Below are 22,807 nucleotides of genomic sequence, written 5' to 3' on the forward strand. Positions count from 1 at the left end.
GCCGTTGCTCTTGCTACCTGCTTACGGCATCAAGAGAAACGGCATCTTGTCTGTTGTACGTTTGATGATTCACTCGTGAACTTTATGAGAAGTATTTTTCAAATGCATTGACTAATTGTTGAGTAACGTCTTCTACAGAGTGTCCTTCAATCTGATGTCGTTGTAATAGATAGAGAAATTCACCATCTTTAAAGAAACCGACTGAAGGGGAAGAAGGAGGATAATTTTTAAAGTACGTGCGCACCTTTTTTGTCGCCTCTACATCTTGACCAGCAAAAACAGTTACTAAGTGGTCAGGGCGAGGTCCTTTTTCTAAAGCAAAAGCGACCGCTGGGCGTGCGATGCCAGCTGCACAACCACAGATGGAGTTTACAACGACGAGCGTGGTTCCTTTGACTCCCTCAATGGCTGCCACGACATCGTCAGGGGTGCGCAATTCTTTAAAGCCAATCTGCGTAAGCTCTTCGCGCATGGGCTGGATCATTTCTAGAAAAATCGGGGAATCATACGCCAAATTCGAGTCCTCCTTTATCTCTTGTAGTTGGATTATAGCACATTGCGTTTCGTTCGTTAGGATTTTGCTGTCACTGTCGCAGGATTGCGCTTTTTATCGCGCCTGTATCGGAAATAAAAACTGCCGGCTACAATGAGGATGAGCGCAATCAAGCCAGAAGGGACAGGATTTGCTTCAATCCAGCGCAATCCTACATGCCAATAGGCGCTGACCGTGCTGCCTAGTAAGATAAACATGCTCGCCCAAAGAGCCGCTGAGATGATCGTAATCACGAGGTAAAGCGGGACATTGAGTTTGTTCATTCCTGCAACATAAGCGATCAATACGCGCACGCCAGCGATGAAGCGACCAAATCCCACAATCGGTATGGAGTATTTGCGAAATGCGGTCTCTGCAGCGATTAATTTTTTTTCATCGAGCCGTACGTAACGACCATAGCGTAATAACACGGGGCGCCCTACGTAAGAACCGATCAGATAGGCGATGAGTGAACCAGTAAAGGAACCGAGTGTGGCGATAATGAGTAGCGGTACGATACGAAAAACACCTTGATGCCACATAAAACCTGAAAAGACCAAAATCGTTTCAGCGGGAAACGGAATTAACAGAAACTCTAAAATCAGTGCAATAAAAATTCCCGGATATCCATAGTGGACTAAAATGGCGTGCGGCGACATTCCTATCATCCATTCGTTCTGTAGATTTGCAAAAATTTTTCTTCGCTACTCTCTATGACGTTGTGAATGGTCGATTTGTTCGATCCAGTGATTTAGGGATGGGGAATTCCTGTTAGAAAACTGTGGTCCTTATTTTACTGTATTGTCTTTTTGCGGCACAATACTCAACCTAATGAAATCTTAGCTATTGACTGATTGCCGCTTCGTGCTGGGCCGTTGTTGCCCATATGATGTGTGCAGGCAATTCTGGCATAGTCCAATCCGTCTTTACCCAGGTAACAAATGCGGCAACGAAATCCGGATCCCACTGTGTTCCACTGCCATCTTCCAAAATCTCGAGTGCTTTTTCAATCGGCATGCCTGAGCGATAAGGTCGATCTGAAGTCATCGCATCAAATGCATCTGCTACTGCAATAATTCTTCCCAGCCAGTGAATCTGATAACCAGCCAGCTCATCAGGATAGCCTTTGCCGTCAAATCTTTCATGATGGGAACGGACTCCAGGCAATAATGGAGCCATCGCAAAACTTGGTTGCACTTGTTTGAGTATGGCTTCACCTAGTACTGGGTGACGTTTCATCTGCTCAAATTCTTCATCGGTGAGTCGTCCTGTTTTTAAGAGAACGTCGTCTCTCACGCCAATTTTACCGATATCATGCAACAGGGCCGATTTGCGCAGTCGTGCGAGATCGAAGGAAGACATTCCGAGTTGCTTCCCGAGTTCTACAGCATAATGTGCTACGCGGTAGGAGTGTCCAGCTGTGTACGGATCGCGGGCATCAAGTGCCGCAGCGAGTGTAGCGTAATAGCTATCTAGCAATCTTTCGTTGATGGCATCACGGTGTGCAAGTCCTTCTACCATTTGGTTAAATCCTGAGATGAGACGTGAGAATTCATCAGAGTAGAGATCTGTTGCCCGCACTGTAAAGTCTCCTTGCTCAACCTCGTGCATGGTTGCTTTGACTTCAGCAATTGGGAATACAATGTTGCGCGCTAGCAGCCAGGCACTAAGAACTGCAAATCCTGCGCCAAATAGAAAGAGGATAAGAGCCCACGGCCAGTATTGCGAGGCGAGTGCAGGCGCCGATTCTGCTAAGCGAATCTGCGTTGCAAAGCTAAAGAGCAACAGGGGAAAGATTCCCATGATCAAAAGACTCAATGTAAATTTGACGCGAATTGGAATAAGGACTGTGCCATGCAGGGAGAGATCGGTCAACGAACGGTTGCGTGCCATTTCATTTAAATGTCGAAGCAAGTCGCGAATCGCTTCACTTTGGAGAAAAAACTCGATGAGGCTGTGCATACTTGCGATAAGAACGGCGACAATTGCGGCAAATATGATGTATGCATAGGGTACAGTTAGCCGATGAGTCGACATTTCATAAAGCGTAATTACAATCGCTGGAATGGAGAGTCCCAATAAATGAGGTCCCATGGTGCGCTTTACTGACAGCCATGGAAAGCGATGAACCTGTAGATATGCCATTTGTATTTGTTCAAATGTCAGTTGTGTTTCGTCTGTGTGAAAAGCAGGAGCAATGGGACGCAAGTGGCTGCGCAATACCAGAAATTCACTCAGCCACATGACGCAAAGTGAGATCATGAGTGTATCGGATAACAAAATTGCTTGGCCTTTCGGAATGGTGAGGATCGAAAAAATAAAGATACCGCCGACACCAAGTACCGTAACGATAGAACTAATCGCATAATTCAGCAATAATCGGCCTAAAAACTTACGGTATACCTGATTTGCGGTGGAGTTGCGATCGACCATCCGTTAGCCTCCCCCAATGCTCATGCACGATATTTCTATCATATCACATGAAATTTCCACGTAGGAGGGGCAGTTGTGGTTTTGGCAAGTGCATAGCGCTTGTATGGAATAGGAGATGACGGGAAAGTTACTTAAAGAGTCTGTGAGAAGGTATCGAATAGGGGGTTCATTCGCTTCATGTCCTTGCGAAGCACACTTTTTACGTTCTTGTTTCTAGCGCTCCTGGGGTATTCTTTGTGGGCATTTTGGAAGGTAATGTATCACCGGCAAGTTTTCATGCATTTAGGTATTTCGCGACAGGCGCGCGGTGAATCGCGTGAGCGCCTGCGCTTGGCTTTGCGTCAAGTATTTTTACATAGCAAGTTATTTAAGGATCGGCGCAGTGGATTTATGCATCTGATTATTTTTTATGGTTTTTTGATTGTTCAACTCGGGGCCTTGCAAATCATCATAAAGGGTTTTATCTGGGGATTTGAATGGCCGATTGGCAAGGCGGAGCCGTGGTTTAATTTTTTTGAAGAATTGACTGTGGCTGCAGTGATTGTAGCCGTTTTGTATGCGGGATACCGGCGTTTTGTCGAACGACTAAAGCGTTTGAAAAAATCAGTAAAGGCATCGATTGTCCTGTATTATATCATTGCACTTATGTTATCTGTATTCTTTGTTTTGGCTTTTGAACGATTGTGGCTGGGGATTCCCCCCTCGCCATTTACCCCTTTTTCATCACTTCTCTCCTTTCTTTTTGAGGGGATTCAGCCGCAAACCGCCTATCTTTGGTTTTATGTGTTTTGGTGGGCGCATCTCCTGATCCTGTTGTCATTTTTACTCTATGTCCCACAATCAAAGCATGCACATCTTCTTTACGCGCCATTTAATATTTACAGTATGGATGTGGGGCCGCCTAGTATGCCCGTAGCGCTCGATTTTTCGGATGAATCGATTGAAGAGTTTGGTGCTGGGAAAGTCGAAGATTTTACGCGTGGACAATTGCTTGATTTGTACTCGTGTGTGGAGTGTGGGCGCTGTACAAATATGTGTCCTGCAAGTAATACAGGGAAAATGTTATCGCCGATGCATCTTATGACGAAACTTCGCGATCATTTGACGGAAAAAGCAGAGTTGCTCACAGGTAAGTCTCCTTGGGAACCAGGTCGCATCATGGGGGCACCGTTCGGGATGGCACACGTGATGAGTCCTGATTGTTTTACAGTCGGACCCCCTGAGAATTTTGTTCCCGATGAAATTCTGCAGACAGATATCGGTCCGACGATGCATCGTCAAGCAAAGGCATGGCATTTAGAAGAGCGAGATGCCCGTGAGGTACAGCTACTCGGGGAAGTGATGACTGAGGAGGAGCTATGGGCGTGTACGACATGTCGTAATTGTGAAGATCAATGTCCGGTTGGCAATGAGCACTTGAGTCATATTTACGCGATGCGACGCTACCTTGTTATGACAGAAGGGAAAATGCCTGGTGAAGCGCAACGCGCGTTAAACCATATTGAACGTCAAGGGAATGCTTTTGGAATGAGTCGCAAAGAACGAATCAAGTGGCGCGAGGAACGGCCGGATTTACAGATTCCTACAGTAGAAGAGCGTGCTGAGTTTGAATACCTTTTTTGGGTAGGTTCAATGGCTGCATATGATCCGCGCAGTCGCAAAGTTGCATTTTCCTTCGTGGAGATTATGCGCGAAGCAGGTATTCGTTTTGCCATTCTAGGCAATGAAGAGGGGTCGTCCGGAGACACAGCTCGGCGACTTGGCAATGAATACTTATTTCAAGAGTTGGCCAAGCAAAACATTGAGGTTCTGCAAGCGTATGGTGTGAAAAAGATTATTACCTGTGACCCCCATACCTTTAATGTGTTTAAAAATGATTATCGGGAATTTGGACTTGATGCAGAAGTTTACCATCATACGCAGATGATCGCGCAATGGTTGCGCGAAGGGAAGCTAAAGCCTAAAAAAGCTGTGAACGAACGCATTGTTTATCACGATTCTTGCTATCTGGGACGGTACAATGGCATTTATGACGATCCGCGGGCAGCTTTAGAAGCGATTCCGGGGATCGAACTGCTTGAGATGGAGCGCAATCGCGAAAACAGTATGTGTTGCGGAGCGGGTGGAGGTCGCATGTGGATGGAGGAGAGAGAAGGCAATCGCATCAACGTCACACGTGTGAAGCAAGCGCTGATTACTCATCCGACTGTGATTGCTGCAAATTGCCCCTATTGTCTTACTATGATGAGTGATGGAGTAAAGGCGGTCGATGCAAATGATGTCATTACGCTTGATGTAGCAGAACTTGTTGCACGTTCCTTAGGCGAATAAAGAAACGAAGGATACGGCAGCACCATACTCTATCCTATTCATTTAGGATGGGGGATCACAAATGAAGCCACACGTTATCTGCCAATTTCTAGAGCACTTATTTGACTTGCATTGTGTGCAAATCGACCGGATCAAACCAGGCGTTTATCGCATTGTAGAAAAAAATGGGCGGGTTTATGGGTTGAAACAAATGAACTTTACTCGTTCTCGTCTAGAGTGGATGGATGCGTCACTTGCGATGGTGCGCAAACGCGGATTTACCCACTATGTTTGGGGGACGTGGCATGATCTAAAGCAGGGAAGTACTGCTTATTTGTTGATGGACTGGTTGCCAGGCGTGTCACCAGATCCTTCTAATCTGCTTGATTTACAAAAGGCAGCAGCTTTACTTGCGATGTTCCATCGTGCAGGCTGTGAGCCGCTTGTGCGTGGTACAGGTGCACGAGTTACATTTGGTACATGGAAACGGCAATTTCAGCAGGGGAGTGTATGGCTCGAGCGAGCGAGACGTGAAAACTGGCCTTTTTTACAGGGGAAATCCATATCCCTGTCAGCGTATCGAAAAATGCAAAAACGTGCGCAGTTAGCACTTGACATTCTACAGCAAGAGCAGTATGAGAAGATCAGTCGTGCACAAGGGGTCTTATGCCATGGGGACAGTGGGCCGGCAAATTTTATTATGAATAAAGATGATGTGCGGATGATTGATTTTGAAACTTTGCGGATTGACTTACCAAGTTATGATGTGTTTCGCATGATCCGCTTAGCTGGCAAAAAAAATGGCTGGGATCTTGCTGCGGCTTTGGCGGTAGTAGATGGGTATGAACGAATTTCGCCACTCTCCTTAAGCGAACGCCAACTCGTCATCGCATGGCTCGCTTATCCTGCGAAATTATGCAAGTTATTACGTGCATATGGCGTTGCGACAAGGGGACAAAGAGATGCACTAGAAAGTAGGATGGCTCATCTCATAAAACGTGAAGAAGGGCTTTCACATTTGGTACAGCAACTACGCACGCAATTGTAAAAAATAAAATGGAGGGGATGGCGTGAAACACTGGATCGACCACCTTGGGAGACTCGTTGAGATTCCGAAAGAGCCAAAGCGCATCATCTCTTTGTGCCCATCACTCACAGAGACATTGTTTGCACTGGGACTTTCGCACCAGATTGTTGGGCGTACACGTTTTTGTATTCATCCTGCCCCACAGGTCTCATTGAAACAAAACGTGGGAGGTACAAAGCAGGTCGACTATACGGTGATCGATCGTTTGCAACCGGATCTTTTGATCGCGGAGAAAGAGGAAAATACCAAAGAGATGATCGGAGTGCTGGAGCAGAAATATCCCGTGTACGTAGTCAATGTAGAGAGTGTCGAGCAAGCGCAGCAAGCAATCTTAGATTTAGGTGCCATTACTCTGCGAAATGAAAAAGCATGGCAACTCGTCAAAGACATTCGCTCATCTTTTGCCCAAGCAAAACGTGCTGCTTCATGGCGAGTCGTCTATTTGATTTGGAAAGACCCTTATATGGCAGTAGGTACACCTACTTATATCGATTCTCTCTTTACATATTTTGGTTGGATTAATCTCGGTTCGGAATTGCCAGGGCGCTATCCCACGATTACTCTCGAAGATTTGCGGCGATTGCGGCCAGATGTCGTGTTCTTGTCATCCGAGCCATACCCGTTTAAGGAAAAACAAGTTCGCGAAATACAAGAGGAATTACAATCTGCGCGCGTGCTTTTGATTGATGGGGAAATTGCTTGGTATGGGGTGCGCATGCAAAAAGCTGTACAGGAAATGGAGCGTGTGCGAGTACTCGTAGAGGAGATAGCACAGTAATGCAAACGGCCGATCTATCGCAGGTCGGCTGTTTGCATTATATTTTTACCTTTCCTCAACAACGAGCTACATTGCGCGCAACTGAGGGTCAGTTGGCATGTTAGGGGTTGGGTCAGATAATGCATCGAGACTCTTGCCGCTTGGTTCAGGGAGCAGCATCGTGAGTGCTATGCCAAGCAGGGCAAAGACAAACGTGATGTCAAGTGTTCCTGCTAAGCCAAGAGTCGAACTAAGGACCGGGAACAAAAAGGCTCCAATGAACGCGCCAATTTTTGCGATGCCGGCAGAGAAGCCATGGCCAGTCGTGCGCACACTGACTGGAAATAATTCTGCTGAGAGAACAAACGTCGTAGTGTTTGGACCAAATTCTGCAAAGAAGTAGCTGATCGCGTATAACACGAGGAAAGGACCGACCATCGTCGTGATCCCAGGGATGATTCCCATGAGCAGAAATGCGAGACCCATGATAAAGAATCCGATAAGCTGCAACTTTTTATGGCCAATTTTATCGATTGTCGTAAAGGCCAAAATGTAGCCGGGGACGGCTGCAATGGCAAAGATCATCAGCGACCAAGCCTCTGCGGTCAGGGCGCTAGCGTGTGGAGCAATCAGTTTCATGATCAGCGGCGTCGAAATAGAATTCCCATAATAGGCATAGTCGAATAAAAACCATGTTCCCGCAGTGCCAAGCAAGGTAAGCATAAGACGGCGATTTGAGATAAATTTCCATATATTCATTCGTTTACTTGGAGTTGCTTCTTGATCTGCGACGATTGCCCCGCCAGAAAAGCGCCGAATGTTCTCTGCAGCAGCCTTTACTTGGCCACGTACTTGCGCTTCAAAACGAGGAGATTCTGGCATGGTCCGTCTAAAGTAGATGACGGCAAGCGCAGGAATCGCACCGAGACCAAGCATAATCCGCCACGCAATATTTCCGTCGACGCCGCTTGCAAGGAGAGTCATAGCTACGATAGGGCCAGCAATCAGGCCGAGCGCCTGCATTGAAAATACAAGCGACACGAGTTTGCCGCGGTCTTTGCGATTGGCGTACTCACTCATGAGCACTGCGCTCACAGGGTAATCACCACCGATGCCAAGCCCCATAATAAAGCGGAAAACTAACAGCCACAAAATATTTGGAGATAATGCTGATAGTACTGCTCCGATCGCCATAATTGCAGCTTCTAATCCATACACTTTTTTCCGTCCAAATACATCTGATATGCGACCAAATATAAATGCGCCAAGAAAAGCAGCAATGAGCGAAGTGCTTCCAAGCAGTCCAACCATTTCTTTAGATAAGTGCCATTGACCTTTGATGAGTACAAGCGCTGCGCCGATGATGAATAAATCGTAGGCATCAGTGAAAAAGCCTGCCCCAGCAGTCAGCACTGCGCGAAGATGAAATAATCCCATTGGGGCTTCATCAAGCGCTTGGCTTAAGTGGTTTTGATTCGACATTTCGCGTGTCTCGTCTGGCGCGAGCAATCGCGCGACAAACGAGTGTCCCCCCTTCCAATTCTCGTGTGCGGCACACAGAGTGCGTCCGTGTTTCTATACTTCATCCTAATGAAAAAATGCAAAGGCTTCGTAAAGATCGTGCGAAGATCTGATCATGAGGCTGTAAATCTATTGCGAAGGAGTGAAAACATATCGAGGATGTGGTGTGGCATACCGTTTTAAAGGGGGCGAAGAGGAAAATGGGAGTTAGCGAGAATGGATAAGAAAAATTCGAAAAAGATCGGGGTTGTATTGAGCGGTGGAACCTTACGAGGTGCTGCACATATCGGGGTCTTACGGGAATTGCACCGTATGGGAATTGAACCAGCAATGATTGCGGGAACTTCGGTCGGCGGATTGGTCGCTACAATGTATGGGCGCGGTCTGTCACTTAATTTATTAGAGGAGATTGTTCGGGAGTTTGACGGACGCAAACTACTTGACATCTCGCTGCCGACATTCGAGTTGATGTGGGCCGTGCTTTTGTTTCCCCTTTATTATTTTCGTGTGCTCAAACATATTTCACAACGCGTTCCACCAGGATTTATTGTGGGTGCAAAGTTTGAGGCGTGGTTGCGCAAACTGATAAAAATAACACCAACTCGTCTTCCTATTCCGCATCTCATTACCTCTACGGATTTGTTGTCAGGGGATGCGATTGTTTTTTATGGTGCTACAGAGCAACCTCATCCCTTGCCGCGTGTACAATTTGTCCCGATGGCAGATCCTGCACTTGCCATTCGTGCGAGTTGCTCTTTACCAGGCGTGTTTTTGCCTCGCGAAAATGCGCCCCATCTGTTGGTTGATGGTGCTCTTCGCAACAATTTACCGATCGATTTATTGCACCATCTAGGATGTGAAAAAGTGATTGCCGTCGATTTGCACAAATCTCAAATGGATGATCACTTCAAAGTTTCCTATTTGTCAGTGATGGATCGCATGATGGACATCATGTTAGATGAGTTGATGGAAATACGAATTGGGAAATATCGTCCCTTTGTCATTCGTCCAAATCTTGATGGGGTCGGTTGGACGACATGGGATGCCCTTACTGACGCTGTTGAAATTGGTGCAGATGCGACAAAAGCTGTGCGCGCGCAATTATTTTCCTATCTTTTGCATTCACCTGGGCAGGAGTAAACAAGCAAAAGTAGATCTAAAAAACAACAAATTAAAAATGAAAGCGTTTTAAGTTTGAAGTGAAGAAGAACCTGAGAAATGCGCGTTGGACGGCATCTTTAAAATCGTGTTAGACTAATTCACGAGGCTTTATGGCGCGAATAAGTGGATAGGATCGGAGGATTTTTTTTGATGGCGCACCGAGTGGTTTTAATTGGCGGCGGCTATGCGGGGATGTATTTTTTGCGTACAACACTTGACGCATTGCCGTCAGATGTACAGATTACACTAGTAGATCGCTTGCCTAAGAGCCCGCTGAAAACCGAATTTTACAGTATAGCTGCAGGGACTTCTTCTTTAAAAGAGGTAACCCTGCCTTTTCCTGCACACCCCCAATTGACGGTTGTCTATGATGAAGTAATTGGGATTGACCAAGAAAAAAAACAGTTGAAACTGCGGGAAACAGAAGATCTGATTTACGATACGTTAGTGGTTGCACTTGGGTGTGTCGACCGATTTCACAATATACCTGGTGCGGAAGAACATTCCCTTAGTTTACAGAGCCTGAAACGAGCACAAATTACGGGACACGAAATTTTGACGTTAGACGCATATCGCTCTGTTGTGCTGATCGGAGCAGGCTTGACAGGCGTCGAACTGGCTGCGGAGTTGCGCGAGACGAGGCATGATTTGAATATTACGTTAATCGACCGAAACGAACTTGTCTTAAATGGTTTTTCTACTAAATTGCGCCAGTATGTAGAGAATTGGATGACAGAGCATGAGATTGAAGTTTTACACGGTATAAAAACGCAAGCGATTTTTTCTGACCATTTAGAGCATGCAGAGGGTGAACTGCCGTTTGATAAATTAGTATGGACGGCGGGAATTCAAGCGAACCCTTTTGTTCAATTGATCCAAGGGGCTGAGTTTGATTCAATCGGACGCATTGTAGTCGATGAGTGGCAACGCGTTCCCTCCGATCCAGCAATTTTTGCAATTGGCGATTGCGCGGCTTCGGATCATCCGCCAACAGCTCAATTAGCTGAGTTTCATGGCGAGTATGTGGGAGAAGTACTGCTCGCACAATGGCGCAATCAGCCGATAGGGAAGCGTACATTTGCTCCGAAGGGAATGCTCGGATCGCTTGGACGGGGTTCAGGTTTTGGCACACTAAAGGGAGTAGATATGTCTGGAAAAATTCCGCGAATGTTGAAAAGCGGGGTGCTTTGGTCCTATAAGAAACATGTCGAGACAACGTGAATTTACTTTCCTTGCTTGACTTTAAATCGTACCCTCTTTATACTAAATTCACTGTATTACCGCGATGGAGCTCGCGTAATTTCCCAATTGGGAATGATGGCCCCTACAGATGACACTCATTTTGAGTGTTTCTGTGGGGGTCTTCTTTTTAGTCGAGGGAAAAACATAACAAGGAGGGATGGGTTTTGTATAAGGGAAAATTTAAACATGGCGAGACAGTGGAGGGCATCGTAAAGCAAATTGATGAACAGGGCATTTGGATCGATCTGCAAGGGATAACGGGATGGATTCCGCTAGCTGAAATCGCCTTTTTTGAGATTGAGCATCCGTCTGAAGAAATTGAACCTCATGCTGTGCTGCGTGTAAAAGTCGTGGGTGAGAGTGAACAAGGTCATTTGATTTGCAGCATTCGTGAAGTGGAGGAAAGCAAGAATGTGTAGTGGGAGGTGAAGAGAGAGGATGAATGCGCAGTCAGATCGGTGGAAACAGTACCTTTCAGTTGCTGTGTTTGCCATTTTGGGAGCACTTGCAAGACAGGGAGTAGAAATCTTATTGCCGCCTATTCCAGGTAATGGATTTCCGCTCGCGACTTTGCTCATCAATTGGTCAGGAGCATTTTTCTTAGCGTGGTTTTATACGATTACTATTTGGCGGTGGCGTCTTCCACAGTGGTTGCGCACAGGGGTGGGAACAGGTTTTGTAGGTTCCTATACGACCTTCTCAACGTTTATGGTGGAATCCGATGGTCTTTTTGCGCATGGCGCTCCACAAGTTGCGGTTCTCTATCTCGCGTTGAGTTTACTCGGGGGATTTGCTCTTGCACTCCTTGGGGTGCGACTTGCAGGTGAAAAGACCGAAGAGAAGATTTTAGATCAGTAGTCGCAAGAGGGGATGATTTCTTGGTAGACTGGATTGGAATAGGTCTAGGTGGAATTGCGGGCGCGTGGATGCGGTTTTTCGTCACGAATCACATCAATGCGATTTGGAATAAGCATTTTCCCTTGGCAACATTTCTCATCAACATTTCAGGTGCTTTTTTCTTAGGCTTTTTATATGCAGCGGTGCGTCCGCACAATCCACTTGATATTTTGTTGCGCAATGCGATTGGGATTGGGTTTATTGGCGCATATACGACATTTTCGACGATGATGTACGAGACGGTTACGCTGTTTGATTTACGTCAATTTAAGACGATGTCTTTGTATCTTTTAGCTAGTTTATTATTCGGATTGCTAGGTGCAAAGCTAGGCGCCTCTATTTAATCTACTTCTGTAGATCTAAGCGATTCAAGCGGTACCGAGCATCTGCACGGTACCGCAATTATGCGTCCACTACGTCATACAGCGTAAGGGACGCTATATGGTCGCCAAGAAATCTAAGATTTGTTTTTTGGTCTTGGCAAACTTGCTGTGTAAATGGGCGATTTTCTCGCCTTTTTTATATACGAGGAGGCTGGGGACGCCGCGTACTTCATACCGTTCACTTAGTTCAGGGAATTCTTCCGCATTAATTTCAAACCAATTTTTTTCTGTATGCAGTGCAATGATTTCATCGATAAAACGATTCAGATTCTTGCAGTCGGGACACCAGGTTGTAATAAATTTCATCACCGTATATTCATCTTTTGCAATGGCATCTGCAAATTGTTCTTCTGAAGTAATGATTTGCATGATAACTCCTCCTTAGTTACTTACATTTTATTATATAACTCGGCAATTTTCCAGAAATACGATCGTAACACAAGCGAACATTGTGTAAAATAAAACTGTGTTTGACGTATCGACGAATGCGCCTGATACTGATAATATCATCATAGTATATTTTTCATCTATCGAAAGGGGTGTAATGCATGTCAGTGCAAACACAAGATGGCGCTGTGACTTTCAAAGAGTCGCAAGACAACCAGTCTTCTCAGCTGGGTTTGATGAGTTTCGCGCATTTTTTGAATGACGGCTCGGCAAACTATTTGCCAGGTATTTTACCAGCAATCCTTCTTGCCCTGCACGAGCCACCAGCGATGGCTGGAGTCTTAATGGCGGCATTGTTAATAGGGCAGGCATTACAGCCATTTACGGGCATTTGGGCTGATCGCGTTGGCGGGCGATTGATCTTTATCATCGGATTGATTGGCAGTTCATTAGGTGGGGCGCTTCTCGGATTTAGCCATTATTTATGGTTGCTCATTTTGTTTTTACTTGTCATTGGAGTTGGCAATGCGATGTTTCATCCGCAGGCATTGGCGATTGTCAGAAGCACTGTAAGCAAAAAACGCCAAGGGTTAGGATTGTCAGCCTTTTTAGTGGGTGGGGAATTAGGACGTGGTATTTTTCCAATGTTAACAAGTTGGATTGTCGTCTCCCTAGGGCTTGTAAATTTATGGTTATTGGCAATTCCAACTCTTCTTACAGTGCCACTGTTGCTGCGCTATTCTCCCCGTTTGCCTGCACAACATGTGAGAGCGCACCGCATCAACTGGCGTTTGCACAGAAAGCCCATGTCTTATTTGGTAAGCTTTGCAAGTTTGCGCTCGTTAATCACTTATGGTGTCGTGACTTTTATTCCTGTTCTCTGGCATGCGCGGGGCGGAAATTTAGTCGTTGGAGCTTCGATTATCACAACTGTACTCGTGGTGGGAATTGTTGGGAATCTCCTTGGTGGGCACTTAGCGGATCGCTATGGGCGCCGTCCGCTATTGATCTTTTCGAGTGCTCTTTCGGCAGTGATTGTACCGCTGCTTGCTGTCGCTTCAGGCCCATTGTTGTGGATCCTCGCGGGACTCTTGGGGATTAGTTTGTTTTCAAGTGTTCCGGTGACGGTGTTAGTAGGACAGGATATCTTTCCGGAAAACCGTTCCTTAGGCTCGGGTATGGCGCTTGGGCTTGCCAATGGCATTGGAGCGCTCTTAGTACTTGGCATTGGTGTGTTGATCGGAGTGATTGGCGTTTCTGGAATTATGCTCTTTATTGGCATTCTTGGCTTGATTGCAACAGGGATTGCGGTTGTTATGCCAAGATCAATGACCCATCATGAATTTGGCTCATCTGCACATGCATAAGAAGACCTTGTAAAAACAGTGGCGGGCATACATGCGCCCGTCCACTCACAGCATCACTTTTTTTATTTGGGCTACTTTAGGAGGTTAGTTTCCGTCCTTCTCTTCGTAACTGCAAGCTGTTTACTACGACAGTGACCGAACTTAAGGCCATGGCAGCCCCACAGACCATAGGATTTAAGAAGCCTAATGCAGCGAGTGGAATGCCAATGAGGTTATAAAACAGCGCCCAAAAAAGATTTTGACGGATTTTGTGCATTGTTAATTCTGATAGTTCAAACGCCTGCAGCAGACGTTTTGTATCCGCACTCATGATTGCTAGATCTGCTGCCTCAAGTGCGACGTCAGTGGCCGTACCCAGTGCGATGCCAACATCTGCTGCTGCCAAGGCGGGGGCATCATTAATCCCGTCTCCGACCATTGCTACAGTATGACCCGATTCTTTCAAATGTGAAATGATCGCAGCTTTTTTGGCAGGGGAAATAGCTGCATAGATTTCTTCGATTTGTAAGGAAGAGGCGACAGCCTGTGCGGACTGCGCATTGTCTCCAGTGACTAGCGCGAGTTGAAAGTGGCTGTCACGCAAACGTTGCACAGTCGTGTAGGCATCAGGTTTGATGGTATCGGTCAAAGCGAGAATCCCCATTGGTAACCCTTCACTTGTGACAAGCACAGTGGTTTTACCTTGTGTCGCATAAGCGTGAATTTGTTGTACAAGTTGTGGGTCTAGGCGATTCATGAGGGGTTCAGGTTTGCCAACATAAATTTTCTTGCCGTGAAATAGACCTTCGATTCCAGTTCCTGGGATCAAAGTCATGGTCTGCGCTTGTTCAAGTTCGATTCCTTGTTGTACGGCAAACTGACAGATGGCAGTTGCAATCGGATGTTCGCGTTTAGCCTCGATTGCGGCTGCCGTTTTGATGAGTGTTTTAAACGTGATGCCCCGGATAGGCCACACATCACTCACAATCATTTGGCCCGCAGTCAGTGTTCCGGTTTTGTCAAACACGATTGTGTCTACTTGTGTTAAGCGTTCGAGATACTCTCCACCCTTTACAAGAATGCCGCGTTTTGCGCCAAGTTCAGTTCCAACCATGATTGCTGTAGGTGTGGCGAGTCCTAGTGCACACGGGCATGCAATAACAAGTACACTCACGGCCGGTAACCAAGCACTGTCAAAGCCGCGAGCAATCATCCAAAAGATAAATGTCATCATAGAGATCAGGAGGACGACGGGGACGAAGATACTACTAATGGCATCTGCCAAGCGTTGAACAGGTGCTTTTGATCCTTGGGCAGATTCGACCATTTTCATGATTTGTGAGAGCAGAGTGTCTTCTCCCGTGCGCGTAATTCGTACGAGAATAGGATTACCTTGATTGATCGTAGCCCCCACAATCAGATCGTTCGGGACTTTTAATACGGGGAGTGACTCACCCGTTAACAGCTGTTCATCCATCATTGTGGAGCCTGCGAGAACAACACCATCACTTGGCGCAGGTTCATGAGGATAGATGCGAACGAGATCGCCCGGTTTTAAACGGGATACGGGAAGATCTACTTCTCTTCCTTCTTCCACTACGTGCGCAGTGGTGGCTTCAAGGCGGGCAAGTGCGCTTACCGCTTCGCTCGATGCTAGTTTGGCTTTCTTTTCGAGCAATTTCCCAAGGAAAATCACCGTAATCACAGTGGCAGAGCTGTCAAAATACAATTCCGTGTGCCCTTGCATCCATAATATGAAACTGTAACCATAAGCGACAGTCGAAGAGAGGGCAACTAGCACGTCCATATTGGCGGAACGGTTGATCAACGCGTAATAAGCGCCTTTATAAAATCGCCGCCCAATATAAAATTGCACAGGGGTGGCTAAAGCAAAACTCATCCAGGTGGGCATGGTAGAGTCGTGCTGCTTGATCATGAAAAACATCTGGAGTAACAGAGGGAGAGTAAAAAGTGCTGACAGCAGAAATTCCCGTAAATCAGCGCGATATTCGCGCTCTTTTTGTTGTCTCGAGGCTCGGATGTCTTGGTTGGTAATCACTTTGGCACCATAACCGATTTTTCTGATCGCCGCGAGAATTGCATCGGTCTTGAGCGTCGGGTCATGTAGAGTGATATGTGCCTTTTCTGAGGCTAGATTGACGTGAACAGAACCAATACCTTCCATTTTTCCGATTGTTTTTTCAATGCGCAACGCGCACGCTGCACAAGACATCCCCGAAATGTCCAGTTCTATTTTTTTTTCGATTGCACGTGTCGATCCCATATTGGCGCCTCGCATCCACACTTGTTCTAGGAGGTCGCCATGGGCTGTCCATGGCGCTTCCTGTATACAAGGTATTCACACGCAAAGGTGTTCATGCGAAGCATAGAGATGAAAGAGTCAGTGTTCAGGCAGATAGGTTTGCGGGAGTTGTCTGGTGCGGGCAGAAGGTTCTGGAAGGGTCTGTAGCGCTAAGTAGCAAAGAGCAGCAAAGAGCACGGTGACGATCGCAGTATGTAGCAATTGTGCATAAATCGCTAATTGGCTTGCAATCAGAAGGATTCCAGCAAGGATTTGCAACACTGTGCAACTGACGATTCCGAGTGTGATATGCCATAAGTCATTACGATGCTGGCGCAGTGAATAAGCTTTTGCAAGGAGATAGATGACAAGTAGCAGCAAACCGACCCCGATAGAGCGATGCACACTATCGATCCAAAAAACATGGTTATTTGCAGTCATCCTCTCTTGGGGCAGCAAGAGACCGCGAAATGCGTCTGCAGATCGAGAGTTGGCAACGTAAGCGCCAATATACATTGCGATGTAGAGGTAAGCAAGGGTAAAAAATGTAATGCGCATAAAACTTCTGGGGATAGAAAAGGGGCGCAAAGGTGCAGGAACCGTCTGGTCTTTCGCGTAGGGCAGGCGATCGATCTGGCGGATGACAAGATGCAGCAATAAGACAGCAGAAAAGGCAATTAACGAAACGCCAAAATGCGTTGCCAATTCAGCCGGTGGATCGCCAAAAACGACACCTAGGGCACCTAATAAGGCTTCTAGAAACACAAAAGAGACAGCGATCAGCCCAAGTGCGCGCACTTCTATCCAGCGTCCGTAATTGATCCAAGCAAGTGTTACAAAAATGAGTAAAAGCAGGGTCACGAGCGCTACGAATCCGCGATGGCCGTATTCGATCATGGTGTGAATATCCCAGGTGCTTGGGATGAAGTGGTTGTTACATAGTGGCCATTGTCGGCCACAACCAAGGGCAGAACCTGTATCTGTGTCAATAAATCCCAAAGTATTGACAAGGAAGATACCGAGGGTCGTCAAACCAGACAAAGTTTTTGTCATGTTCTTACTGAAGTTGCTTGATAGGCGGTGCTGATGTGGTATGGACACAATGGATCCCTCTTTATTTACGTGTTAGATGGCGGAACTTACGATCATAAAAATAAAAAGGAGAGGCAGATAGAATAGTGAGTATGCAAATGTGCGTCTCGCCCACACATATGTGGTATCGGCTTCAAAGAGTGTAAGCACAGTAAAAACGATGAAAAGAATGCCTACACTACTTGCGATAATAAGGTATAAACTGCTGACGGTGTGTGTGAAGTAAAGGAGGGAAGAGGTGAGTAAGAGACATATGGCATAGAGAACGCTCTGTCTTTTTGTTGCGCGTGCCCCATGCACCACAGGCATCATTGGAATGCCTGCCCGTGCGTAATCACTGCTGCGATAAAGGGCGAGTGACCAAAAGTGTGGCGGTGTCCACATAAAAATCACAGCAAACATAATAATAGCCGGCAAGCCAATCTGTCCTGTTACGGCGGACCAGCCAATTAGAGGGGGAAAAGCGCCAGCGCCTCCTCCAATGACGATGTTTTGAGGTGTTTTACGCTTTAACCACATGGTGTAAATGACAACATAATAAAATGCCCCCAACAGGGTGAGGACTGCAGTTAATGGATTGACCCAGACAAACAACACGATCTGCGATAGACTGATCAAGAGAAAGCCAAATACAAGGACTTCTAGTGGTGTAATAAGTCCGCTTGGCAAGGGGCGCTTTTGTGTGCGTTCCATTTGTGCATCAATGTCACGGTCGTACCACATATTGAGTGCGGCTGCTCCTCCTGAAGAAAGAGCAAGTCCAAGTAGTGCTGCGCATGTTACGCGAAAATCCGGTAATCCCTTGTGTGCGACCATCATGGCACACAATTCGGTAAAAAGCAGCATAATCTGGATGCGCGGTTTGGTTACTTCATAATAAGCGGGAGCACTTCTATAGATTTTGTGTATCCAATACGGCTCTCTCGTACCTTCTGACTCAAAAACAGGCACACGGATTCACTCCTTTATACTTGAGGCAAGACATTTGAACTGTGATTTGCATTTTTTACCGCACATCGTATAGGTATTATTTAGCAATAAAGGTTTAAAATATGCATAAAAATAATTCGAACCAGTCTATAGAAGCACTGGTTCCCGCTTTTTTCTAGCTTATGATTGTGTGCGGTTCGATGAGCATTTATTTATGTGTGCAGATTCTGCGCCAAAAATTCCGCAATCAAGGCGGCTCGATAAGGGAGATTCGCGAGTTCGACATGTTCATTGCGGGCGTGTGCGCCATCCCCGACGGGTCCTAGTCCATCGATCGTAGGAATGCCAAGCGCTGCAGTGAAATTCCCGTCGCTACCGCCACCTGAGAGACCTTCTTGTAAAGAATACCCGTGTTTTTGTGCGATTTTTTGAAACTGCCAAAACAGCTGTACACCTTGCTCGGTTCGTTCTAACGGATAGCGGTTTACACCTCCTGTAACGGTGATTTTCGTGCCTGCGATGTACGGGGTACGGTGCATAATTTGTTTGATGATCTGTTCACCTTGTTTCTTGGTCATGAATCGCAGATCTACTTCTGCTTGTGCAAATTCTGCCTTGACATTGACGCGGGTTCCCCCGGTAATGCGGCCAACGTTTAAGCTAATGCCGTTTGCATGATCATTTAATGCACGCAAATCCACGATTTGCAGCGCTAATTCTTCAATGGCATTTGCACCTGCTTTTGGATCATGTCCAGCGTGAGCAGGAATGCCTTGGACAGTGATCGTAAAATCTGCAATCCCTTTGCGCGCTGTTTTGATGTCGCCGTTTGGTGGGAGGCTTGACTCGGGAACTAACACACAAACACTTTTGCGCGCTTCAGTCTCAATTAAGGCGCGTGATGTACGAGATCCAATTTCTTCGTCGGATGTTGCCAAAAAAACAATTTTGCGATTCCCTTTTACTTGATTGGCAAACAATGCATGAATGGCAAATAGTGTGACGACGAGTCCTCCTTTCATGTCAAAAGCCCCAGGTCCGTAAAGCTTACCTGCGCGTTTTTCGATGGGAAGTGCGCCTTGTGCCCACACAGTGTCAAAATGTCCCAAAATAAGTATTTGTTCTGTTCCCTCACCATAAGTGAAGCGATAACAATCCCCGGTTTCTAGTTGGTTGATTCGCTCTATTTGTCCGTTTACTAAACGTGAGTATTCTGATGCGAGTACTTGTCCACATTCATCTACGAGGCGTTTGTCGGTCGAAGGAGATTCTGCTTTGATCAATTGGATCAGCGAATTTTCCATGTCTTTTGCACGTTCTAATAAATACGGCAAAATATCAGTCAATGGCGACACCTCCCATGTGTGCTGTTGCCATCATAGCGTTCTAAACGGGGCACGACAAGGACGTTTTTGTGATTTGCGTTGAACCAGGTGCGTGCATGGTTCACGTGGATGACAGGATAGTCTTTCTGGAGGAGTTTGTTCGCGATTTGAAATACACACATGTTTAGTTCAAAAGGAACTTTTGGTTCATGAGGGAGGGAGTTATTGTATAGATAATGAATTCAGGAGGAAGGGATACGCATGGGGACGTCTGCTAAGCTATCTGGAAATCTACGTGCGTTACAGACCATTCAGTGGGAACTTGCCGAACACGCACAGACTCTTACAACCTTGGAGGCGCGCCGCGTGATTGACCAGGTTGCCGCGGTTGGGAAAGTGCGACTCATTATCAGTGGGGACAATCCACTACAACGGCGAGACATTTTTTCTCTCATTGGTTATGCAAAAAGTCGGGAGATCGACGTGTCGCTTGCAACAAATGGGATCGCGCGAATCACAAGAGAAGCGGCAGCCAATGCGCATGATGCTGGAGTTGCGAGTTTTGCACTTCGTCTAGATTCGTGGTCGTTTCCCCTGAATCACTTGATAGGTGCGCGATGGTCAGACATTCGACTTTTTCGCGCGGGGTATTTTTTAGCAGATCATGATGTGCCTATTGCGATTCATACGCTAGTTACTCCTGAGAATGCAGGGCGATTAGAGCAGATTGCAGATCTTGCTGAGTATGTTTTTGGTGCGGCAACGTGGAACCTAATGTTCGTTGTACCGACTGTAGCTGCGCTGCGTAAGCGGATGACAGCCCCTGGGCAAACGGAGCGCATTTTGCGCTTTGCTTATCAAGAAGCGCGTCAGCGTTCGATGAAGATTGAAACGACAAATGCACCGTTTTATCAACGGATCACCATACAAGAAAACGCAAAGTTATCAAACGATACACAAAAGAAACTGCAGGCGGCGCCTGTTGTACATGATGGCAAGGGGAAACTATTTATCGCGAATGATGGGGAAATCTATCCTGATGAGCACTTAGCGTTGTCAGTAGGAAATGTGAAAAGAGGGGAAATCGGAGAAATTTATGAGACGAATGAATTGTTAAATGAGTTGCGTTCGGGTGATCGATTGCATGGAAAATGCAGTGAGTGCGTGTTTCGAAACATTTGCGGTGGTTCGCGTGCACGGGCTTTTGCAATGACAGGCGATTACATGGGGCAAGACCCACTGTGTGCCTATGGCTTAACAGAAGCGAAAGTTTTTTCGTCGGAAAATCAAGTCCCTGTGTTGCAGCCAATCGAACACTAAAGATCCCCTTTTGCACCCCGTTTCGTTCGATGTTAGAATCACTGCATAGGGCTTGTCCATAGAGACAGGTACCGCGGGGCGGGGTGAACCACTTTCGTGACTTCTGCAACCAAACGACTTTCTCCATATCTTCATTTTACACGCGAAGCTTGGGCATCTTTGCGTGATTCTATGCCACTTACGCTTTCTGAGGAGGAACTCGCACAATTACGCGGCATTAACGAGCGAGTGTCTCTGGATGAAGTGACGCAGATTTATCTGCCACTGGCGCGTTTGCTGCATTTGTATATTGACGCTGTCAAGAACTTATACGAAGCGACGCATGTATTTTTGAATACTTCTGCCCGCAAGGTTCCATTTATCATTGGAATTGCGGGCAGCGTTGCCGTAGGGAAGAGTACGACGGCGCGGATTATTCAAGCGCTCTTGGAGCGGGGACCGGGAAATTTAGTCGTAGATTTAGTGACTACAGATGGATTTCTGTACCCCAATAAAACATTGCTTGAGCGCGGATTGATGGATCGTAAGGGGTTTCCGGAGAGCTATAATATTAATGCACTTATTGAGTTTTTATGTAATGTAAAATCGGGACGTCCGCGCGTTACAGCTCCCGTATATTCACATCTTATCTACGATATTGTACCTGATCAAAAAATCCAAGTTTGTCGACCGGATGTTCTGATTCTCGAGGGATTGAATGTCCTTCAACCACCAGCACACAAAGCGACGGAACACAATCCACAGGTAGTTGTTTCGGACTTCTTCGATTTTTCGATCTATGTGGATGCAAAAGAGGAACATATCAGAAACTGGTACGAACAGCGATTTCAAACGCTGCGCGTAACCGCATTCCGTCAGCCCAATGCCTTTTTTTATCGCTATTCGACACTCACAGAAGAAGAGGCGCATCGAGTTGCTCTTGAAATCTGGGATCGTATAAATGGGGTGAATCTTCATGAAAACATTGCCCCTACTCGCAATCGCGCGGATCTTATATTACAAAAAGCAGCAGATCACTCGGTAGAGAGTGTGAGTCTGCGCAAGTTGTAAGCGGTGCCATGAGAGAGGGTTGTACCGCGCAAAATCACAAGGTTGATGTGCGCGGTACAACAAACTGTGGAATCAGGGTTTATTTTGTGGTTCATGGACTTCAATTGGGCGATCAAAAACGTATACTGTCATCCCCATGTCGAGGTCTACATCAAAGTCAACAAATAGAGTAACCATCTTGGCACCGACCAGATTTTCAAATTCGGCTCGTAAATCTGGATCCTGATAGATCTCTTTGATAAAAGTTGTGCGCGTATCCTTAATCATGCGTTTACCTTCTGGGGAACGGTTGATGAATTTTTCTACGAGGGTTAGATTCCCTCGCAACTCACAAATGGCCCAAGGTCCGACAAATCGCGTCGTAACTTGTTCAGGGCCTTTCCCTACGTGACGTTTGCGCACTTCGCGCAGCAGATTGCTAAATTCGTGGGCTAGATTTGTCCCCTTCATACGAACTCCTACTCCTTGTCATGTTGTTCAGTCCTGATCATGTGTACGTGAAAAGTCAAAATTGATCATAGCACTCTTCACTGTAACAAAGGAATCCCTTCTAACAATACAAAGGATTATTTTTCAAATGATAAACTTTCTCTAGACATTTTTTCGACAGATTTGCTATACTTTGCGCAGATACAAGAAGTATAGCGATTTCATTTAAGGACGATTGTTCCTTTGATGAGAGCGCTTGCTTATTTAGTCAATAAGATTTGCTGGATTGGTGAAGAGTACAAG

At 46.3% G+C, this 22,807-nt stretch carries 21 protein-coding genes; 11 read left to right on the forward strand and 10 right to left on the reverse strand.

The window, feature by feature from the left end; translation table 11 throughout:
• Window positions 1–82: 82 nt before the first annotated feature.
• The 3 genes from BM613_RS03295 to BM613_RS03305 form a co-directional block, all read right to left on the reverse strand.
• Window positions 83–484 carry a BrxA/BrxB family bacilliredoxin gene (locus BM613_RS03295; RefSeq protein ID WP_109429781.1) on the reverse strand — a complete coding sequence of 134 codons (402 nt, stop codon included), beginning with the start codon at window positions 482–484 and terminating at the stop codon, window positions 83–85.
• 86 nt (window positions 485–570) lie between these two features.
• Complete coding sequence (locus BM613_RS03300; protein ID WP_109429745.1) at window positions 571–1,200, reverse strand: DedA family protein; 630 nt, start codon at window positions 1,198–1,200, stop codon at window positions 571–573.
• A 175-nt stretch (window positions 1,201–1,375) separates the two neighbouring features.
• Window positions 1,376–2,965, reverse strand: coding sequence for an HD domain-containing phosphohydrolase (locus tag BM613_RS03305; protein WP_109429746.1), 1,590 nt, complete (start codon window positions 2,963–2,965; stop codon window positions 1,376–1,378).
• Window positions 2,966–3,142: 177 nt separating this feature from the next.
• Here BM613_RS03305 and BM613_RS03310 point away from each other — a divergent pair, with 177 nt between their 5' ends.
• The 3 genes from BM613_RS03310 (at window position 3,143) to BM613_RS03320 (ending at window position 7,140) form a co-directional block, all read left to right on the forward strand.
• The gene (locus tag BM613_RS03310; protein ID WP_109429747.1) at window positions 3,143–5,296 is read left to right on the forward strand and encodes a heterodisulfide reductase-related iron-sulfur binding cluster; all 2,154 of its coding nucleotides are present in this window, start codon (window positions 3,143–3,145) and stop codon (window positions 5,294–5,296) included.
• Between the two features lie 61 nt (window positions 5,297–5,357).
• Window positions 5,358–6,323, forward strand: a complete 966-nt coding sequence (locus tag BM613_RS03315; RefSeq protein WP_109429748.1) for a phosphotransferase — start codon at window positions 5,358–5,360, stop codon at window positions 6,321–6,323.
• Between the two features lie 22 nt (window positions 6,324–6,345).
• Window positions 6,346–7,140: a helical backbone metal receptor gene (locus tag BM613_RS03320; protein WP_109429749.1), complete on the forward strand. Its 795-nt coding sequence runs from the start codon at window positions 6,346–6,348 to the stop codon at window positions 7,138–7,140.
• Window positions 7,141–7,206: 66 nt separating this feature from the next.
• Here the strand turns inward: BM613_RS03320 and BM613_RS03325 are convergent, their stop codons facing one another.
• Window positions 7,207–8,601 (reverse strand): MFS transporter, encoded by a 1,395-nt coding sequence (locus BM613_RS03325; protein WP_109429782.1) that lies wholly within the window; start codon window positions 8,599–8,601, stop codon window positions 7,207–7,209.
• 255 nt (window positions 8,602–8,856) lie between these two features.
• Here BM613_RS03325 and BM613_RS03330 point away from each other — a divergent pair, with 255 nt between their 5' ends.
• The 5 genes from BM613_RS03330 to crcB all read left to right on the forward strand — a co-directional run bounded on the left by BM613_RS03330 (window position 8,857) and on the right by crcB (window position 12,284).
• A complete protein-coding gene (locus BM613_RS03330) occupies window positions 8,857–9,780 on the forward strand; it encodes a patatin-like phospholipase family protein (protein WP_109429750.1) in 924 nt (307 codons plus the stop codon).
• Between the two features lie 171 nt (window positions 9,781–9,951).
• The gene (locus BM613_RS03335; RefSeq protein WP_109429751.1) at window positions 9,952–11,022 is read left to right on the forward strand and encodes an NAD(P)/FAD-dependent oxidoreductase; all 1,071 of its coding nucleotides are present in this window, start codon (window positions 9,952–9,954) and stop codon (window positions 11,020–11,022) included.
• A 185-nt stretch (window positions 11,023–11,207) separates the two neighbouring features.
• Window positions 11,208–11,462, forward strand: a complete 255-nt coding sequence (locus BM613_RS03340; protein ID WP_109429752.1) for a S1 RNA-binding domain-containing protein — start codon at window positions 11,208–11,210, stop codon at window positions 11,460–11,462.
• A gap of 19 nt (window positions 11,463–11,481) precedes the next feature.
• On the forward strand, window positions 11,482–11,901 hold the full coding sequence (locus BM613_RS03345; protein ID WP_109429753.1) for a fluoride efflux transporter FluC: 420 nt from the start codon (window positions 11,482–11,484) through the stop codon (window positions 11,899–11,901).
• 20 nt (window positions 11,902–11,921) lie between these two features.
• Window positions 11,922–12,284 (forward strand): fluoride efflux transporter CrcB, encoded by a 363-nt coding sequence (crcB, locus tag BM613_RS03350; protein ID WP_109429754.1) that lies wholly within the window; start codon window positions 11,922–11,924, stop codon window positions 12,282–12,284.
• A 93-nt stretch (window positions 12,285–12,377) separates the two neighbouring features.
• Here the strand turns inward: crcB and BM613_RS03355 are convergent, their stop codons facing one another.
• Window positions 12,378–12,692 carry a thioredoxin family protein gene (locus tag BM613_RS03355; RefSeq protein ID WP_109429755.1) on the reverse strand — a complete coding sequence of 105 codons (315 nt, stop codon included), beginning with the start codon at window positions 12,690–12,692 and terminating at the stop codon, window positions 12,378–12,380.
• A gap of 179 nt (window positions 12,693–12,871) precedes the next feature.
• Here BM613_RS03355 and BM613_RS03360 point away from each other — a divergent pair, with 179 nt between their 5' ends.
• The gene (locus BM613_RS03360; protein ID WP_109429756.1) at window positions 12,872–14,077 is read left to right on the forward strand and encodes an MFS transporter; all 1,206 of its coding nucleotides are present in this window, start codon (window positions 12,872–12,874) and stop codon (window positions 14,075–14,077) included.
• 76 nt (window positions 14,078–14,153) lie between these two features.
• On the opposite strand, the gene BM613_RS03365 is transcribed toward BM613_RS03360, so the two are convergent.
• The 4 genes from BM613_RS03365 to BM613_RS03380 form a co-directional block, all read right to left on the reverse strand.
• A complete protein-coding gene (locus BM613_RS03365) occupies window positions 14,154–16,340 on the reverse strand; it encodes a heavy metal translocating P-type ATPase (RefSeq protein WP_181362863.1) in 2,187 nt (728 codons plus the stop codon).
• 117 nt (window positions 16,341–16,457) lie between these two features.
• Window positions 16,458–17,459 carry a COX15/CtaA family protein gene (locus BM613_RS03370; RefSeq protein ID WP_109429758.1) on the reverse strand — a complete coding sequence of 334 codons (1,002 nt, stop codon included), beginning with the start codon at window positions 17,457–17,459 and terminating at the stop codon, window positions 16,458–16,460.
• Between the two features lie 24 nt (window positions 17,460–17,483).
• The gene (locus tag BM613_RS03375; RefSeq protein WP_219930619.1) at window positions 17,484–18,401 is read right to left on the reverse strand and encodes a heme o synthase; all 918 of its coding nucleotides are present in this window, start codon (window positions 18,399–18,401) and stop codon (window positions 17,484–17,486) included.
• Between the two features lie 191 nt (window positions 18,402–18,592).
• Window positions 18,593–19,726 carry a M20 family metallopeptidase gene (locus tag BM613_RS03380; protein ID WP_109429759.1) on the reverse strand — a complete coding sequence of 378 codons (1,134 nt, stop codon included), beginning with the start codon at window positions 19,724–19,726 and terminating at the stop codon, window positions 18,593–18,595.
• 240 nt (window positions 19,727–19,966) lie between these two features.
• Between BM613_RS03380 and BM613_RS03385 the strand changes: the two genes are divergently transcribed.
• Window positions 19,967–21,025: a radical SAM/SPASM domain-containing protein gene (locus BM613_RS03385; protein ID WP_109429760.1), complete on the forward strand. Its 1,059-nt coding sequence runs from the start codon at window positions 19,967–19,969 to the stop codon at window positions 21,023–21,025.
• Between the two features lie 96 nt (window positions 21,026–21,121).
• Window positions 21,122–22,075 (forward strand): type I pantothenate kinase, encoded by a 954-nt coding sequence (gene coaA, locus BM613_RS03390; RefSeq protein WP_109429761.1) that lies wholly within the window; start codon window positions 21,122–21,124, stop codon window positions 22,073–22,075.
• 72 nt (window positions 22,076–22,147) lie between these two features.
• Here the strand turns inward: coaA and BM613_RS03395 are convergent, their stop codons facing one another.
• The gene (locus BM613_RS03395; protein WP_109429762.1) at window positions 22,148–22,525 is read right to left on the reverse strand and encodes a Na-translocating system protein MpsC family protein; all 378 of its coding nucleotides are present in this window, start codon (window positions 22,523–22,525) and stop codon (window positions 22,148–22,150) included.
• Window positions 22,526–22,807: the final 282 nt, after the last annotated feature.

This window comes from Sulfoacidibacillus thermotolerans (genome assembly GCF_003144315.1).
GTDB classification, from domain to species: domain Bacteria; phylum Bacillota; class Bacilli; order Alicyclobacillales; family SLC66; genus Sulfoacidibacillus; species Sulfoacidibacillus thermotolerans.